The organism is Tardiphaga sp. OK246, assembly GCF_900188215.1.
In the GTDB taxonomy this organism is placed as follows: Bacteria; Pseudomonadota; Alphaproteobacteria; order Rhizobiales; family Xanthobacteraceae; genus Tardiphaga; species Tardiphaga robiniae.
Window position 1 is genome coordinate 247,565 of record NZ_FZOX01000008.1, and the last position, 16,816, is coordinate 264,380.

Below are 16,816 nucleotides of genomic sequence, written 5' to 3' on the forward strand. Positions count from 1 at the left end.
TTTACTCTGCGGCCTGAAGGCGCGTGGGCGCCGGGCCGAAATCTCCGGGGAAATGTTTCAATGCACTCATCACCGGATACGGCGTGAAGCCGCCCAGCGCGCAGAGCGAGCCGAACTTCATGGTGTTGCTGAGGTCCTGCAGCACGGCGATGTTCTCGGCGACGCGTTCGCCGCGGCGAATCTTGTCGATGGTCTCAACGCCACGGGTGGAGCCGATGCGGCACGGCGTGCACTTGCCGCAGGATTCGATGGCGCAGAATTCCATCGCAAAGCGCGCCTGCTTCGACATATCGACGGTGTCGTCGAACACCACGATGCCGCCGTGGCCGATCAGGCCGTCACGCTTGGCGAAAGCCTCGTAGTCAAACGGCGTGTCGAACAATTCGCGCGGGAAGTAGGCACCGAGCGGACCGCCGACCTGCACCGCGCGGACCGGCTTGCCGGTGAAGGTGCCGCCGCCGATATCATCAATCAGCTCACCCAGCGTGATGCCGAAAGCGACTTCGAAGAGGCCGCCGAACTTGATGTTACCCGCGAGCTGGATCGGCATCGTACCGCGCGAGCGGCCCATGCCGTAATCCGCATAGGCCTTGGCGCCGTTGTCGAGGATGAACGGTATCGCCGCAAACGAGAGGACGTTGTTGATGACCGTCGGCTTGCCGAACAGGCCTTTATGCGCCGGCAGCGGCGGCTTGGCGCGGACGATGCCGCGACGGCCTTCGAGACTCTCCAGCAGTGAGGTCTCCTCGCCGCAGACATAGGCGCCGGCGCCGACGCGGACTTCGAGATCGAATGCGTGCGCCGAGCCGCGAATCTTGTCGCCGAGATAACCGGCGCGCTTGGCGGCAGCGATAGCCTCATTCATCGCCTCGACGGCATGCGGATATTCCGAACGGATATAGATGTAGCCCTTGGTGGCGCCCACCGCGATGCCGGCAATGGTCATGCCTTCGATCACCACGAAGGGATCGCCTTCCATGATCATGCGGTCGGCGAAGGTGCCGCTGTCGCCCTCGTCCGCATTGCAGACGATGAATTTACGATCGGCTTTGGTATCGGCAACGGTCTTCCACTTGATACCGGTCGGGAAGCCAGCGCCACCGCGGCCACGCAGGCCGGATGTGGTGACGTCGGCAATGATGCCGGCGCTATCCAGCGTCAGCGCGCGCGTGAGGCCCCTGTAGCCATCATGCGCGATGTAATCCTCGACCGACCGGGGATCGACAACGCCGCAGCGCACAAAGGTCAGACGCGTCTGCTTCTTGAGCCACGGAATCTCCTCCGCGACACCAAGACGCAGCGCGTGAGAACCGTTTGCGACCATCGCATCGAGCACCGACGCAACGTCTTTCTCTTCGACCGGCCCGAAGGCGACACGGCCTTCCGGCGTCGCGACTTCGATCATCGGCTCCAGCCACAGCAATCCGCGCGAACCGGGGCGAATGATCTCGATTGCAAGCTTGCGCTTTTGAGCCTCCGCTTCGAAGGCACTGACGAGTTCATCGGCGCCGACGGAAACGGCGGCCGCATCGCGCGGAATGTAGATCTTCAGAGTTTTATCAGACGATGTCATCGCTGTGCCTCCGCGACCAGCGCATCGATGCGCTTCTCATCGAGGCGGCCAACCAGACGGCCATCGAGCATCGCCGATGGCGCCGTGGCGCAGAGCCCGAGGCAATAGATCGGCTCCAACGTAACACGCTGATCCGCCGTCGTGTTTCCAAACTTTACACCCAATTTCGCTTCCGCGCGCGCCGCAAGTGCATCGCCGCCAGCCGCCTGGCAAGCCTCGGCCCGGCAGATCTTCAGCACATGTTTGCCAGCCGGTTCATGCCGGAAGTCGTGATAGAAGGTGAACACGCCATGGACCTCGGCGCGCGACAGGTTACGCGCTAGCGCGATCATCGGGATTGCCGCCTCTGGCACATAACCAAAGGCTTCCTGCATCGCATGCAGAATCACGATCACGCCGCCTTCCACATGGGACAGGCTCTCGATGATCTCGGTGCCTCGGTCGGCACTCCAAGGCTCATAAGCATTCGGCTCGTAGGCTGCGTTCATCCCGGTACTCAATTGATCTTATGACTGGAGAACCAATCAAAATTGGAATCGATCCAAAGATCAATAAAGCTGTCTCATGCTGCGATACGGAAACGGTATCGACACCCGGCGAAATCGATGAATTTGAAATGGTTAGCTCGGTTGCAGCGCAGCAATTGCAGCACCCGAAACGAAGGTCTTACGCCTCCAGCGACGGCGCAACCTCCCGGGCGATCTGGACCAGAGTCGCCACCAGCGGGGTCATGGGATCGCGCTGGGGCACCACGAGGCCGACGCCGTAATTCACCACAGGATCGACGATCGGGATCATACGGACCGAGTCGTTGGCGGTCAGACCCAGCGTCTCCGCCAGCTTGGCCGGCATCACGCTGGCCCAACGGCCGGTCTTCACATGGGTATAGAGCACGATAATCGAATTCGACGTCAGCATCGGCATCGCCTCGGCGCCGACCGACTTCAGGGCACGATCGATGATGCGCCGGTTCTGCATGTCGGGGGTCAGCAGGCATAGCGGCACCTGGCCGACTTCGGACCAGGTGACACTCTTGCGATCGCCGAACATGCTGTCCGGCGAGGTCAGCAGCCGGTAGCTTTCTTTATAAAGCGGGATCGAACGCACTTTGCCGAGCGGTTCGTTCTCGATGTAGGTCAGGCCCGCATCGACTTCGAGATTTTCAAGCAGACCGAGCACGGCCGTGGAGGTGCAGGACACGATGCGAAACCGCACATCGGGATGCCGCGCACGAAACGGCGTCGTCAGTGAGGCGACCATGCCGAGCACCGTAGGAATTGCGGCGATGCGGATCTCGCCGGATAGACTGTCCTTGAGGCCGTTGATTTCCTGCTTCATCGCGCGAGCATCGCCGACGATGCGGCGTGCCCAATCGAGTGCGCGTTCGCCTTCCGGCGTAAACCCCTGGAAGCGCGAGCCGCGCTGCACCAGCATCACGCCGAGCATGTCCTCGAGCTGCTTGAGGCTGGTGGACATGGTGGGCTGCGTCACGCCGCAAGCTTCGGCGGCGCGGCCGAAATGCCGTTCCTTCGCCAGCGACAACAGCAGTTCAAGTTTTTCGATCAAGGGACGCCCCGCTCCGACCACATCATTTTTGCCGAGGTGCGGCGCGACGATCACGTGTGTGGCCTTCGGTACCCGCCCTCGGGGCAAAGCATATGGTGCGAAGCCGCTTTGCCGCAACCATCGCAGCAGGACGAGTAGAGATCAGCCCCGGCCAAGCTTCCCGCTTCAAGATAGAATCTGGTTGGGGTCTTTGGGGCGGTCTGCTTCGTCGCGGGGTCCAAGGCCCCGGCGACGACAGCAAACGGCAAGTACGATCAGCAAGAAGGCTGATCCGAGATCAACCCAGGCGGCTGATCTGCTCTTCGGTCACGACACGCTCGATGTTCTCGGACTTGCTCTTGATCCGGTAACGCGGGCGACCATCGGCTTCGATCGGAAGGCGAGAGGTGATGGTGTAGATGCTGCGTTCCTTGATGGTGGAACGGCCCTGCGGCCCCTGCAGCTGGTGGTGAACGTCCTCATTAATTGCGTAGTTATGCGCCATTATTCATACTCTCCACGATGAGCGGCTTTTAGCCACAACTTGCTCAAAAAGCAAGAAATCTCTAGCAATTTCGGTCAGATAGCTCGTCAGTCCTGATATGCAACGATGGGCAACAGGTCATAATTTGGATGTCTCTGCGACAGATTCCATCTCATGCTGCCGATCTGGTCAGCAGCAATTCTGCCGTTTTCAGAGGGGGTTGGACTGATTCAAGGGCGTGCCGGCATGACACAGTTCCCGCGCCCTTTCCGCGTTAGCAATAATCCTGGAATACCAGCGGGCCACTCGAAACTGGCCCCAAAAAAGCCGAAAAACCACCGGCAGGGCATTGCCGGTGGTTTCGGAGATTTACAGCAGAGTGCGCGAGTCTCCTCGAAGACTTAGGGCCGTCAAAAATTTGCCGGCTGCGCACGAAAATATTACATGAGCCAGAATGTTGAGCGCAATACCTGATTTGCTCAATCAAATATATTATTGGCCGCTATCGTTAGCGGGAAACATAATGTGGGCTGGCGCCAGCCCTGCCCGGACCCGTTCGGCCATTTTGCGAAATGCGGTTTCGATATCACGCGCCATACGCCGGGTATCGAAGGCCGGCATGTTCAGACGATTGGCCGATAATTTCTCCCGGATCGACGACAACCGCTCGGGATTTTCCGCCAGCTCGATCGCCATACGCTCATAGGCATCTCGCTTCGCGGCAATCAACTCCGGCACACCCAGATTCTGCAGAAGACTCGCGGCAACGCGCCCTGCAAAGGTTTCTCCACGACACGTCAGCAACGGCAATCCAGCCCATAATGCGTCGCTCGCTGTGGTATGCGCATTGTACGGCAACGTATCGAGAAATAGATCCGCACAACGATGCCGCGCCAGGTGCTCGGCCGGCAGCATGCGCGCGGCAAACACCAGACGCGCGGGGTCGATGCCCCGCAATTCCGCTTCGCGGCGCAGATTCGCCACAGCCGCAGCGCTGTCCTCCAACAGCCAGAGAACGCTGCCGTCAACGGCTGAGAGGATCCGCATCCAGCTGTCGAAGACATCGGGCGTGATCTTGTAGGCATTGTTGAAGCAACAGAACACGAAGCCCTGCGCAGGCAAACCGGCCTCCGCGCGCGCGAATGCACGTACCGATATCTCCCGGCGATCGTCATTGGCCTGATAGCAATTCGGCAGCCAGGCCACCTTCTCGCTATAGAATTGCCGGTGCTCGGGCGGCAGGACGTGCTGATCGGCGAGGATGTAATCCATAAAACTTGCGCCGAGCGTGCCGGGAAAGCCGAGATAATTGACCTGCACCGGCGCGGCCCTGCGCGCGAACACGCCGGTGCGCTGCTCGCCGAAATAGCCGTTGAGATTGACGAGGATGTCGATGCGCTGCGCGCGAATGGCGTCCACCGCCTGCGGATCGTTCAGTGTGGAGATATCGACGATCCCATCCACGGCGCCAGCGATGCGTCGCCTGATGTCGCTGCCGTCGTCATACCCGTTGTCGATGGCGAAAATCTCGAACGCGCTTTTGTCGTGCTGCTCCAGCACACCGACCAGCAGCAGCGACGTCGCCTGCTGACGAAATTCACCCGAGAGATAGCCGATGCGGATTTTTGCATTCGGCCCGGTCGGGGAAGCACGCAGCAGCGGGGCTTGCGTGGGAAAACGCGAGGCGTTGGTCAATTCGGCGCAGCGCTGCAGGCTGCGTTCCGAAGTGGCCACGCCTTGCCAGCCAAACGGCTCGGCGGCCAGTTTGCCCGCGGCAAGATCGGCCTCGATCTCGGCAATCAGCGCGTCGGTCCCCTGCCAGTCGCAGGCCAGCATCTTCTGATGCAGCAGATTGCCCTTGAGCAGTGGCAGGTCCGGATTGAGCTGGCGTGCGCGGCCATAGGCCTCCACCGCTTCAGGCGGCATCCGCATCTGGCCAAAGATGTAGCCGCGGCCAAACCAGGCTTCCGCCAGATCGGGCTGCAAGGCGAGCGCCGACTCGCAGGCTGCAAGCGCCTCGTCATAGCGCTTCAACTCTGCCAGCGACTTGCTCTTGTTGAAGAAGGCTGCGGCATAGCGCGGGTCGAGCGCCAACGCGCGATCGAAGTCAGCCAGCGCGGCGGGGTAGTCGCGCAGATCGTTCAGAACCGTGCCACGGTTATTCAGCGTTTCGGCATTGCCGGGATTGAGCGCCAGCGCTTCGGTAAAACGCTGCAGCGCCTCATCCGGCCGGTTCAGCGCCTTCAGCACCAGGCCGTAATTGTAGAACGTGGCATCCGATGTCGCATTGATGCGTAGAGCCGCCTTCAGATGCGGCTCGGCCTCCGCATGGCGCTTCAGCGCGACCAGGACGATGGCCAGAATGTTCAGCGCCGGGAAATGCTTTGGATCCTTGCGCAAGAACTTGCTGAACCCGCGCTCGGCCTCCTGGAGGCGGCCCTGCTGGAAGGCGGCGAATGCGTTTTGAAACAGTTCAGCTGGAGACGCCATGATCCTGCGGACTTCGGGCTTTGCGGCTTGCATGGCCGGGGGCCACGCCGCCCGGTATAGACGTCCGCCTCCGCGGCGTCGAGAACGCCCGGAGCGGCGCAACTACATTGCCCGCCTATCTTACTATCTATCGATGGTCCTAACGGCCGGCCTCAATATGGTCGGGCGGCAGGCCGTGGAGGTGGCGGCGATACATCTGTTCGTACAGCCCCTCAAGATCACGGGTGAAGCGGAAGCTATCGAATAGCGGACTGGCGAGGCGGCTGGCCGCTAGTTTGGCCTTGATGCCATTCAGGCGGGCGGAATCGGTGGCCAGCAGCACCGCGAGATCTTCATAGCTCTGACGATCGTTGGCAACGAGTTCGGCGAGGCCCACCGCATGTAACAGGCTGGCGGATACCCGCCCCGCGAAGGTCTCTCCCCGCTGCGTCAGCACGGGGAGGCCGGCCCAGAGCGCATCGCTGGAAGTGGTGTGCGCATTGTAAGGGAGGGTATCCAGAAACAAATCGGCGAGACCATGCCGGGCGAGATGATCCGCCAGAGGAACGCGCGCAGCGAAGACCAGTCGCACCGGATCGATGCCGCGCGCTGCGGCCTCGCGATTCAGGTTCCGTTCGGCTATCGCATTTGGCCGGAGCAGCCACAGTACACTGTTCGGAGTACGCTTGAGGATAGCCATCCAGCAGTCGAAGACATCGGGCAAAATCTTGTAAACATTGTTGAAACAGCAGAATACGGTACCGTCCTCCGGCAGACCAACTCCCGTCCGACTTAAGTGGCGCGCGCCAATGACTTTTTTCTCGTCATTGGACTGATAGCTGTGCGGGAGATAGGCAATTTTCTCCGTGTAATGTCCGTGAGCACTTTCGGGAATGACGATTTTGTCGGCCAGGATGTAATCCATCGCATCCAGGCTGAGCGTTCCGGGATAACCGAGATAGCTCACCTGTATCGGCGCGGGCCGGTGAAGGAAAATGCCGGGACGGCTGTCTCCCGTATAGCCTTTCAAATCGACCAGAATGTCGACTTCGGCGGACCTGATGTCCTGCGCCACCTCTGGGTTGGTACGGTCGCGCACATCGATCACGCGATCGAAGGGGGCGAGGATGCGCTTCCGCATGGCCGACCGATCGTCTGGACCGAACGAGACTGCCAGAAGCTCAAATCTCGACCGATCGTGTCGCTCGAACAGGCCAGCCATCAGTTGCGAGGTCGCATGCTCGTGAAAATCGGCGGATGCATAAGCGAGTCGGATCTTCGCATGTTTGTAGCGCTCGCCGTTCCACAACGGTTCGGTCGACGCGCGTGGCAGGCGCTCAGCCCATAGCGACGCATGCCGCTTGTGCAGTTCGCCCGACGGCAGCAAGCCAAGAGACACGAATGGCGTCGATAGCTCCCTGCCATCGCGAATAGCAGCCTCCAGACCGGCAAGTCGCACCTCGACATCGGTCCAGTCGGCGATATGCAGTTGAGCATGCAAACGTTCACCTTCGATATGGAAGGCGTCCGGACGCAAGCGATGGGCGGTGTCGTAGTCTGACAGTGCATCCTCGAAACGCTTCATCTGCAGGAACATGTTTGCACGGCTGTCGAATACATCGGTATCATCGGGCTTCAGACGCAGTGCCTCTCGGTAGCAGTCGAGCGCTTCGTCATAGCGTTTGACGAGGCCCAGCACATTCGCCCGGCAAAGCCACGCGCCCGGATGCATAGGATCGATCTTTCTTGCCTCGCCATACGCAGCAAGCGCGTCGTCGAAGCGTGACAATGAGGTCAGCAGATTGCCGAAGCTGATCCACAGGTCACTATCGCCGGGCACAAGCGTCAGCGCCGATCGGAACTCCGCTTCAGCCTCAGCGTGGCGACCGAGACGAAACAGCGCGGCAGCGCGGCCGCGGCGCGCCGCACCCGCCTTCGGCGCCAGTGCGATCACGGCATCAAAGGCGCGTAACGCTGCGTGGAAATCATGATGTCGGTTCATCACATCGCCTAGTGCGATCCACGCTTCGGCCGCGCTGCCGCCCAGCGAAACGGCCTTTTCATAGGATGCCGCCGCCTCCGGGAGGCGATCCAGCGACACGAGAACATGGCCGCGGCCGAGCCACGCGGGGGCGTGGCCAGCATCCAGCGCAACCACACGGTCGAAGGCATCGAGCGCCTCCTCGAAACGCGCACCTACGCTGAGGACATAGCCGCGGCCGAGCATGGCCGGTATCGAATCCGGCACGAGTTCAAGATGGCTGTCGTAGGACGTGAGGGCATCGCCATAGCGCGCCAGTTCCGTCGCGAGATGTCCGCGCCGCAGCCAGGTCTCGGCAGCGCCGGGCTGGATCTCCAGCACCTTATCGAAAGCCGCGAGTGCTTCGGTGAATGCGCCTTCGCTTGTCTTGATCAGCCCAATCTTGTGATGGGCTTCAGCATTCCGCGGATCAATCGCCACGATCGCCCGGCATGCTGCAAGGGCATCGGCAGCACGCCCGTCGTGCAGTTCGCAGGTCGACAGCATCGTGAGGGCGGCCAGATTGTTCCGGTCCAGGCCGAGAATTATCCGAGCCGTTGCCGCTGCGTCGGAAAATTTGTCCTGCTCGAGCTGCGTAATCGAGAGATTATTAAGCGAGGAGAGGTGGTTCGGGACCACCTCAAGTGTGGCGCGGAACAGCCGCTCGGCCTCCGCAAAGTTCTTCGCATCAAGTTGATCCAAAGCTGCGAAAAAGAAATGTTTCCCCGTATCCGATTGAGCCATCGCCCCTCAAGCATTCTCACCTGCCACGACAGGCAGCCCGAACCTTAAGTAGTGCCATCACCTTCGTCGGTAAAGGCCAAACGATTCCATCAGAAACAGTCGAGCAACGTGGATCGAAGGGTACAGACACATATCAGTCAAAGAAAGAGAGGGTAAGGCGCAGGCGCGCTCGGCTGGTGTTGGTGAAGCGGCGCTCCAGCGCAACCACCGTGAGAAGCAGAGGACTGGCTCGATGGTGAGGCTGCCGCGTTCGTCGAGCACAGTTAAGGTTCATCAAGCAAAAACCCCCGGCAGTTTTCTGCCGGGGGTCTTTGTTTCAAAGACTGGTCGTCGTGAGACGATCAGAATTAGAAGGAGCGCAGGATCTGCACCGAACCGTTGTAGAGGTTTTGGTCGGCGGTATTGAAGACCGTACCAGCCGGCTTGCCCGACATACCACCAGTATTGGTGGTGTAGGTGCCGTTCAGGTTCTGATCGAGGCGGCTGTAGGTGAACTGAGCCGACAGGGTCAGGTTCTGAACCGGGGTCCAGGCTGTACGGGTGCCGATCTGGGCGAGACCCAGGTCGAAGTTGCCGGTGCCGGCGAACACGCCTGCACGAGCAGCAGCAGCCGTCGACGAGCTGAAGCCCGGGCCACCGGTGGTCAGGCCCTGGAAGGCGGCCATCATCAGGTCGTTGCCGGAACCATACGAAATATGGCTGTAGTTACCGAACAGCGAGGTACGCCAAGCCGGAGTCCAGTAATGCTCGTAGAAAGCGCTGACTTCCCAAGCGGAGCTCTGGATGATCTGGCCGTTGGTGGTGTAGACGCCATCGAGCACGTAGCCGAAGCCAAGGCTGTTACCATCAACCTTCGCGTAGCGGCCGCCACCCGTGGTGTCGGTCGTGCCACCGAAGACGTACTTGGCTGCGCCCTTGCCGTACGACGCTTCGATCTTCAAGCTGTCGCCTGCGCCGGTGGGTAGGTTCTTGAATTCGACCGCGCCGGTAACTGCGAAGCCGTAGCTGTCATCAGCATGACCGGTAGCGTCGGTCGAGCCGTAGTAACCGGGGGTAATCGCATGCATCGCAGCGCCGAAGTGCAGGGTGCCCCAAGCCTGGTCGAGGCGGATGTTGCCAACGATGTCAGGAATGTGGTTGCCACCGTAGGAATTGCCCACGAAGGTGTTCGAGTTCGTGCCGTAGAACGTACCGGCGAACGTGCCCGCGCCCGGGCCAACGATGAACGCGTTGGTGTTCCAGAGGCCGGCGTTGCGGTAGGGCGATGCGTTTTCGATCGAGATCGTGCCCGACACGCCGTTACCGAACGAAGCGGTGTAAGCGAGCTGCGGGATACCGGTCGCGTTGTTCGAACCAGCGTTGAAGCCCGACGAGATGTACGGCTTGGCGAGCGCCCACTGGGGATCGAACTGCGAGACGGCCTTACCGAAGGTGAAGCCGGCGAACTGGATGAACGCGTAGTCGACTTCGGTGTAACCGCCAGCGATCGATTCACGATCCTGGAGGAAGTCGAACTGAATGTTCGCGTAGGTACGAACCACGCCGTATTCGGTCGCGGTGCGGGTGTCCGTCGTCAAGTTGACGCGTTCACGGGTCGAGAAATAGTTCTTGGTCCAGAGATTGTTGCCGCCGGCACCACCCTGCCAGAACGGAACGTCGTAGGTGCTGCCGTTGAACGCAACGTCCAAACGGATCGCGCCGCCGATCTTGATGCAGGTATCGGTGCCCGGGATGTAGTAGAAGCCTGCGCCGTAGAGCGAGCAGATCTTCACGTATTCCACTGCCTTGGCCTTCACCGGAAGATCGGCTGCCTGAGCTCCGCCGATGGCGATCAGACCCGCCGCCGAGCCGAGGATAAGGCTCTTAATCATCGTCATGTTAAACCTCCAAGTTGTCCAAAAGGGAAGGTTCCGGATCTGCCAGGCGCGTGCGCCCGAAGATTTAGTCCCCCAAGTCCCCAAACTAACCGCTAGAGCACTTCGCGCTTTCGGAAACACCCGCATAACGCGAGGCACTCAAGCGAACTACTTCAACGGGACGACTGAGGGTTTCCCCATCGCCGGAACTGAGAATGCCTGCGCAATTCTTAGAAGCAAAATACTTTATGAACTCAGGTAACTTTATCGCGATGCAGTGTGGTTTCCCGGCAACACACGAAATCGTGGTTTGCGCGTCACAATTCACTGATACAATTATAGAATTCTGAGAAGTGTGGGACGATGGAATGGCCGGCGGGGCAGTGGTGACTATGCGTGGGGGATCTGCGGGCTGGAACGAAAATGAGCTTTCGATTTGGGTGACCGGCCAGAATCAGGAGATCATCCGACAGTTCATCTGGGACATCGCGTCGATCAACGTTCATCTTGAGGGAATCCGCCAGTTCTGGGCCAAGGAGCTCGGCATCAGCGGACCGCAATGGATGATCCTGATGGCCGTCAGCGACCTCGATCGCGGCAACGGCGTGCCGGTCAAAGATGTCTCCGCCATGCTCCACGTCGACCCCTCTTTCGTTACCACCCAATCCAAAATGCTCGAGAAGAATGGCTTCATGCGGCGCGTTGCGTCCCGCGAGGATGCCCGCGTCGTACTGATGTCGCTGTCCGAAAAGGCCAGCAAGAAGATCTCCGCGCTATCAGCTCGTAGAGAGTCGCTCGGGGATTTCATTCTCAGCGATTTCGACGAGCAGGCCTTGAAGGAGATCGGACAGCACATGTCCCGGCTCAAGAGTCGCCTCGAAAAAGCGACACTGATGCTGGAAGTCGAGAGCTGACCATCGCCGGGTGAGTGGCGGATCAATCGACCCCGCCGCGCCCTACTTCGTTCGTGAGTCCAGACGATCGACAATCCAGTCGAAAATGAACTCGTTGCCCACTGTCGGAATATCGATCTGGGCGGGCGGGGCCACCGTTTCCGACGCGCGGAAGATCTTCAGTTCGATGTCGAGGCCGTTTTGTTTCATGACGCGGCAACATTCCGTGACGTGATCGACATCGAGCCAGTCGCGCTCGCCCATCGCAACTAGGACCGGGCATTTGATATTGGCGGCAACGCTGCTGCTGTTGAAGCCCTCGATTTCACTCGGACAGCCCAGACCTGCGCGGCCTGAAATGCGGCTGGCAATAAACGCGCGCTCGTGAAGCTCCCAGATTCCGGCATCGCAAACAGCTGCTGCAAAGCGGTCGTCGAGATTGGCGCCGCGCGTCGCAAAGGCAGCTCCCAGGCCGTCTCCGAAGATCGCAATTCGCTCCTGATCGATATCGCTGCGGTCAGCCAGGAAATCGACCCAGCCGCTGATCGCCGTTTCGACCTCATACCGACAAGGCGATCCGATCATCTCCTGGCTATAGGATTGACCGGGCAAATCGACGAGCAACAGCGAGAGACCGCGTTCCAGCGCGTAGCTGGGCACCCTGTGCAGATGCTCTTCCTTGTAGTGGCCCTGCCCGACGACGCAGAGAACGACCGGCAGCGGCCGCGTCACGCGCGGCGCAGGAACGAAGTATCCCTGCAACACACCGTCCCGCCACGGGATCTCGACGACCTCGCCGGCAGGCGTTGCATGCTGCACGTAAAGTCGGGCACAATCCTGCATCAAGGCGATGGCGGCGCCCTGCCGCGGATCGCTGCAAGCGAGCATGACCTGAGCAGTGCGATAGTAGTTGGCCGCGCGCAGCCAGTTGCTCAGCGCCGTCGGGATGTGGCCGCTGGCCAGCGCCTCCGCGGCGCGCTCACGGTTGATATCAGCCGCGCTATACCATTCGCGATACCAGCTCTCGTCATCGCGCGGATTGATACGCTCCGCCGCCAGGAAACATTCCGAAACGGTACTTCCGCCTTCCTGCGCCGCGCGCAGCACGCGCAAGAACTGCAGCGAAAAGTCTTCATGGCCAGGCCATTGCTGCCAGCCGCGCCCCTGCGACGATGGGATGGCCCTGCCGAAATCGATAATGGTCACATCCCTGGCCCTTGACGGAGATCGCTTGAAAGATCGACGAGAAGCATGGCTCTTGCGCCCATTTGTGTACTGCCAGACACACTCAGGAGTCCGACTTTTCAGCAGTATTATCCGCGCTTTACGAGGGGGCAAGCATGATTATTATACCGCAACTGCACCAATTGAATGCTGCAGCGCCAACGAATTCTGCATCCAGGCCCGATGCCGCGTAACTCGCGCGAAGGCTTGTTACTTCGGGACGACGGCCTGTGCATCGACCCAGATTTGCGCATCGCTTTCACGCACCGGATAGCGTCGCAAACCCCTGCTCGGCCAACCCGGCGACATGCTGCCGTCTGCCAGATCGAACCAGGCCAGATGACGCGGACAGTGCAGCCGGCCATCGGCGACGCGGCCAAGGCTGAGATCGGCCTGCTCATGCGGACAGGCGCGCTCGCAGGCGTAGATTGTCTCGCCATCCTGAACGATGAGAACACCGAGGGCAGCCACGTTGACGCAGACGATTGTCTGTTCGGTCAGGCGCTCGCGCGAACAGACCGCGACCCATCGGGCGGGATCTCCGTCATCCGCCAAGATAGGCCCGTCGGACATGCTCGTTCTCGATCAACTCCGCTCCTGCGCCGGACAGCACGACGCGGCCGGACTCCAGCAGATAGGCATGATCGCACATCTCGAGCGCGGCGAAGGCGTTCTGCTCAACGAGCAAAACAGTCGTGCCGGCGTCGCGGATCGCGCGAATGATCGCAAAGGTACGCTCGACGATGTTGGGCGCGAGACCGAGCGAGGGTTCATCGAACATCACAAGGCGCGGGCGCGACATCAATGCACGGCCGATGGCCAGCATCTGCTGCTCGCCGCCTGACAGCGTACCAGCCGCCTGCTTGCGTCGCTCGGCGAGGCGCGGGAATTCGCCATAGATGCGGTCGCGGTCAACAGCGACATCGCTCGTGTCCGAGCGCAGATAGGCGCCCATGTCGAGATTTTCGGCCACCGTCATATGCGGAAATACACGACGCCCTTCCGGGCAATGCGCTATGCCCTTGGTGAGCACCCGCTGCGCGCCAATACCGGTGATGTCTTCACCGTCGAAATGAAGACTGCCGGAGCGCGACGGCACGAGGCCCGAGATCGCGCGCAACGTCGTGCTCTTGCCGGCGCCGTTGGCGCCGATCAGCGCCACAAGCTGGCCAGCCTTGACCGAAAGCGAAATGCCCTTGAGGGCCGAGATCTGGCCGTAGGCGCAGACCATGTCACGGATCTCAAGCATGGACTGCGACCTCCTTGACCACATCCTTCGCGCTCTGACCGAGATAGGCTTCGATCACTGCGGGATTCTTGCGGATTTCGTCGGGCGGCCCCTCAGCGATGATGCGGCCGTAATTCAGCACGACGATGCGATCCGACACGCTCATCACCATCGGCATGTCGTGCTCGACCAAGAGGATCGTGACGCCACGATCCCGGATATTGCGGATCAGCTGCACGAAAGTATGCGTCTCCGACGCGTTCATGCCGGACACAGGCTCGTCCAGCAGCAGCATCTTCGGCTGCGCGGCGAGCGCCAGCGCGACACCGACGAGACGCTGCTCGCCGTAGGACAGCGAGCCCGCAAGATCGTTGGCGCGCGCTTCCAACCCGATCCAGCGCACCAGTTCGGCGGCACGGGCGCGCTGCGCTTTCTCCGATGCGCGGGCGCGCGGCAGGCCGAGAATGGCTTCGGCGAGGCCAAGCTTGCCTTTAAGCTCCCCTTGGCGATGCAGGCCGATCAGGACGTTGTCGTAGACGGTGTCGTTCGGAAACACGCTGGTGCGCTGAAAGGTGCGGATCAGACCGAGATCCGCGATTTCATGCGGTTTCTTGCCCTTGAGGTCCGCGCCGCAATAGTTCACCGCGCCCTTCGTAGGCGTGAGAAAGCCGGTCATGACGTTGAAGGCCGTGGTCTTGCCGGCACCGTTCGGCCCGATCAGGCTGACGATCTCGCCTTTGTCGACATGGAAATTCATGTCCGAGATTGCGACAAGGCCGCCGAAATGGACCGCGACATGTTCAATGCTGAGGACTGTCTCGGCCATCACGCGTGCTCCTCGGCGGTGCGTTCGGAGACGGCGATGGACGCCCGTCTGGTTCCGCCGGCACGGGCCAAACCGAGTTTCGCGGCAAGCGACGGCACGATGCCGCGCGGCATCACGAACAGGATGACGATGAGCACCACACCATAGGTAATCCACTGCGCCTCAGGGGGCATGATCGGCCGCAGGAACACAGGCAGCAGGCCAAAGATGACGCCGCCGACCACAGGCCCGGCCAGCGATCCCTTGCCGCCCGACACCACCATGATCACCATGGTCACCGTCGAGATGAAAGCGAAGACGTCGGGATCGATGATACGGATGTAATGCGCGTAAAGGCTTCCCGCCGCGCCGGCGATACCGGCAGAGATCACGGCAGCCAGTGTCAGCGTCTTGGTAACGTCGATACCGACGGCGACAGCCAGCGTCTCGTTCTCCATCAAGCCGCGCATGGCGCGGCCGTAGTGCGAATGAACGAGGCGCGAGATCAGGAAATACGAGATCGCGGCGACAGCGAGCACAAGATAGTAATTGTGAAACTTGGTCTTCAGCACGAGATAACCAAGCCCCGGCAGACCAATGGTGATCGACGGGATATTGGTCAGCGCCAACGGGCCCTGCGTCAGCTCGACCCAGTTCAGCGCCACCAGCCTGACAACTTCGGCGAACGAGATCGTGACGATGACGAAGTAAGCGCCGCGCACGCTGAAGGACAGGCGTCCGACCAGATAGCCGCAGAAGCCCGAAATGAGGATCGCCAGAAAGAAGCCCGCAATCGGCGGCCACGGCACGTGGACGATATGGAAATCACCGTAGATCGGCACATCGAATCCCAGCGATGTCAGCGCGCTGACATAGGCGCCGATGCCGAAGAAGGCGATATGGCCGAGGCTGAGCTGTCCAGTAAAGCCGAGCAGCAGATTGAGGCTCATGGCGCCGATGATGAAGATGCCGGTCGTAATCAGCGCGTTGAGCAGATACGGATCCGTCAGCCACATGGGCACGGAGGCAAAGAAGGCGAGACAGAGGAGAGTGACGATCTGTTTCATCCGACGCGCTCCGCCCGTGCGAACAGTCCTGTCGGCTTGAAGATCAGCACCATGATGATGATCAGGAAGCCCATGGCATCGCGATAGCCCGACGAGATGTAGCCAGCACCGAGCTCTTCAGCGAGTGCAAGAATGAAGCCGCCGATGACAGCGCCGGTGATATTGCCGAGGCCGCCGAGAATGACGATGGCGAAGGCCTTCACCGCGGCGAGATCGCCCATCTGCGGGAACACGACATAGACCGGACCGAGCAAGGCACCGGCGGCGGCGGCAAGGCTCGATCCGATGGCAAAGGTCGAGGTGTAGATCAGGCTGACATTGACCCCCATCAGTGCGGCGGTGTCTGAATCCTGGAAGGTCGCGCGCATCGCCTTGCCGAGTTTGGTGAGATTGATCAGCGAGTAAGCCAGTACGATCAGCAGCGCCGCTGCGAACAGAACGAACAGGCGCAGCCAGGACACGGACACAGGTCCGATCACCAGCGGCGCGTCGGGAAACGGATTGTCGATCGACTTGGCAACGCCACCCCAGATCCACAGCGCGCCGGACTGCATCGCGATCCAGGCGCCGATCATCACCAACATGGTGGTGTCGATGTCCGCGCCGCGCAGCGGCCGCAGCAGCGTGATCTCGATGACGGCGCCCAGCAGCCAGCCCGCGACGATCGCTACCGGCAGCGCGACAAAGAAATTCAGACCGAGCTGATGCACGACAATGAACATCATATAGGCGCCGAACGTGTAGAGGATACCGTGGGTGAAGTTCACCACGTTCATGATGCCGAAGATCAGCGTCAGCCCGATGCCGAGCAGCGCATAGGTGCCGCCGAGCACGAGCATATTGACGAGGTGTTGCAGGAGCTGGTCCACGAGCGGCCCTAAAGGTTCGAGTATGGTGCTAACCTCTCC

At 60.8% G+C, this 16,816-nt stretch carries 14 protein-coding genes; 1 reads left to right on the plus strand and 13 read right to left on the minus strand.

Translation table 11 applies throughout. From position 1 onward, the window contains the following. Position 1: 1 nt before the first annotated feature. The 7 genes from CHC01_RS28985 to CHC01_RS29015 all read right to left on the minus strand — a co-directional run bounded on the left by CHC01_RS28985 (position 2) and on the right by CHC01_RS29015 (position 10,712). Positions 2-1,573, minus strand: coding sequence for a formate dehydrogenase beta subunit (locus CHC01_RS28985; RefSeq protein WP_089267784.1), 1,572 nt, complete (start codon positions 1,571-1,573; stop codon positions 2-4). Further along, complete coding sequence (locus CHC01_RS28990; RefSeq protein WP_089267785.1) at positions 1,570-2,061, minus strand: formate dehydrogenase subunit gamma; 492 nt, start codon at positions 2,059-2,061, stop codon at positions 1,570-1,572. Before CHC01_RS28990 ends, CHC01_RS28985 begins: the two co-directional genes overlap by 4 nt. A 178-nt stretch (positions 2,062-2,239) precedes the next feature. Next, the gene (locus tag CHC01_RS28995; protein ID WP_068729536.1) at positions 2,240-3,139 is read right to left on the minus strand and encodes a LysR family transcriptional regulator; all 900 of its coding nucleotides are present in this window, start codon (positions 3,137-3,139) and stop codon (positions 2,240-2,242) included. A 277-nt stretch (positions 3,140-3,416) separates the two neighbouring features. Continuing rightward, positions 3,417-3,623 carry a hypothetical protein gene (locus CHC01_RS29000; RefSeq protein WP_068729538.1) on the minus strand — a complete coding sequence of 69 codons (207 nt, stop codon included), beginning with the start codon at positions 3,621-3,623 and terminating at the stop codon, positions 3,417-3,419. Between the two features lie 471 nt (positions 3,624-4,094). Further along, on the minus strand, positions 4,095-6,092 hold the full coding sequence (locus CHC01_RS29005; RefSeq protein WP_089267786.1) for an O-linked N-acetylglucosamine transferase, SPINDLY family protein: 1,998 nt from the start codon (positions 6,090-6,092) through the stop codon (positions 4,095-4,097). A gap of 139 nt (positions 6,093-6,231) precedes the next feature. Further along, complete coding sequence (locus CHC01_RS29010; protein ID WP_089267787.1) at positions 6,232-8,835, minus strand: tetratricopeptide repeat protein; 2,604 nt, start codon at positions 8,833-8,835, stop codon at positions 6,232-6,234. Between the two features lie 347 nt (positions 8,836-9,182). Next, positions 9,183-10,712 carry a porin gene (locus tag CHC01_RS29015; RefSeq protein WP_089267788.1) on the minus strand — a complete coding sequence of 510 codons (1,530 nt, stop codon included), beginning with the start codon at positions 10,710-10,712 and terminating at the stop codon, positions 9,183-9,185. 419 nt (positions 10,713-11,131) lie between these two features. On the opposite strand from CHC01_RS29015, the gene CHC01_RS29020 reads away from it, so the two are divergent. Next, positions 11,132-11,605, plus strand: a complete 474-nt coding sequence (locus tag CHC01_RS29020) for a MarR family winged helix-turn-helix transcriptional regulator (RefSeq protein WP_244558562.1) — start codon at positions 11,132-11,134, stop codon at positions 11,603-11,605. Positions 11,606-11,647: 42 nt separating this feature from the next. On the opposite strand, the gene CHC01_RS29025 is transcribed toward CHC01_RS29020, so the two are convergent. From CHC01_RS29025 to CHC01_RS29050, 6 genes are all read right to left on the minus strand, one after another. After that, positions 11,648-12,790, minus strand: a complete 1,143-nt coding sequence (locus CHC01_RS29025; RefSeq protein WP_244528042.1) for an alpha/beta hydrolase family protein — start codon at positions 12,788-12,790, stop codon at positions 11,648-11,650. 228 nt (positions 12,791-13,018) lie between these two features. Continuing rightward, positions 13,019-13,381: a Rieske (2Fe-2S) protein gene (locus CHC01_RS29030; protein ID WP_089267789.1), complete on the minus strand. Its 363-nt coding sequence runs from the start codon at positions 13,379-13,381 to the stop codon at positions 13,019-13,021. After that, positions 13,353-14,057, minus strand: coding sequence for an ABC transporter ATP-binding protein (locus CHC01_RS29035; protein ID WP_089267790.1), 705 nt, complete (start codon positions 14,055-14,057; stop codon positions 13,353-13,355). Before CHC01_RS29035 ends, CHC01_RS29030 begins: the two co-directional genes overlap by 29 nt. Continuing rightward, positions 14,050-14,862 (minus strand): ABC transporter ATP-binding protein, encoded by an 813-nt coding sequence (locus CHC01_RS29040; RefSeq protein ID WP_089267863.1) that lies wholly within the window; start codon positions 14,860-14,862, stop codon positions 14,050-14,052. Before CHC01_RS29040 ends, CHC01_RS29035 begins: the two co-directional genes overlap by 8 nt. Continuing rightward, positions 14,862-15,908 (minus strand): branched-chain amino acid ABC transporter permease, encoded by a 1,047-nt coding sequence (locus CHC01_RS29045; RefSeq protein ID WP_089267791.1) that lies wholly within the window; start codon positions 15,906-15,908, stop codon positions 14,862-14,864. The genes CHC01_RS29040 and CHC01_RS29045 overlap by 1 nt, the downstream gene beginning before the upstream one ends. Beyond that, positions 15,905-16,777: a branched-chain amino acid ABC transporter permease gene (locus CHC01_RS29050; protein ID WP_176454739.1), complete on the minus strand. Its 873-nt coding sequence runs from the start codon at positions 16,775-16,777 to the stop codon at positions 15,905-15,907. Before CHC01_RS29050 ends, CHC01_RS29045 begins: the two co-directional genes overlap by 4 nt. Between the last annotated feature and the right edge of the window lie 39 nt (positions 16,778-16,816).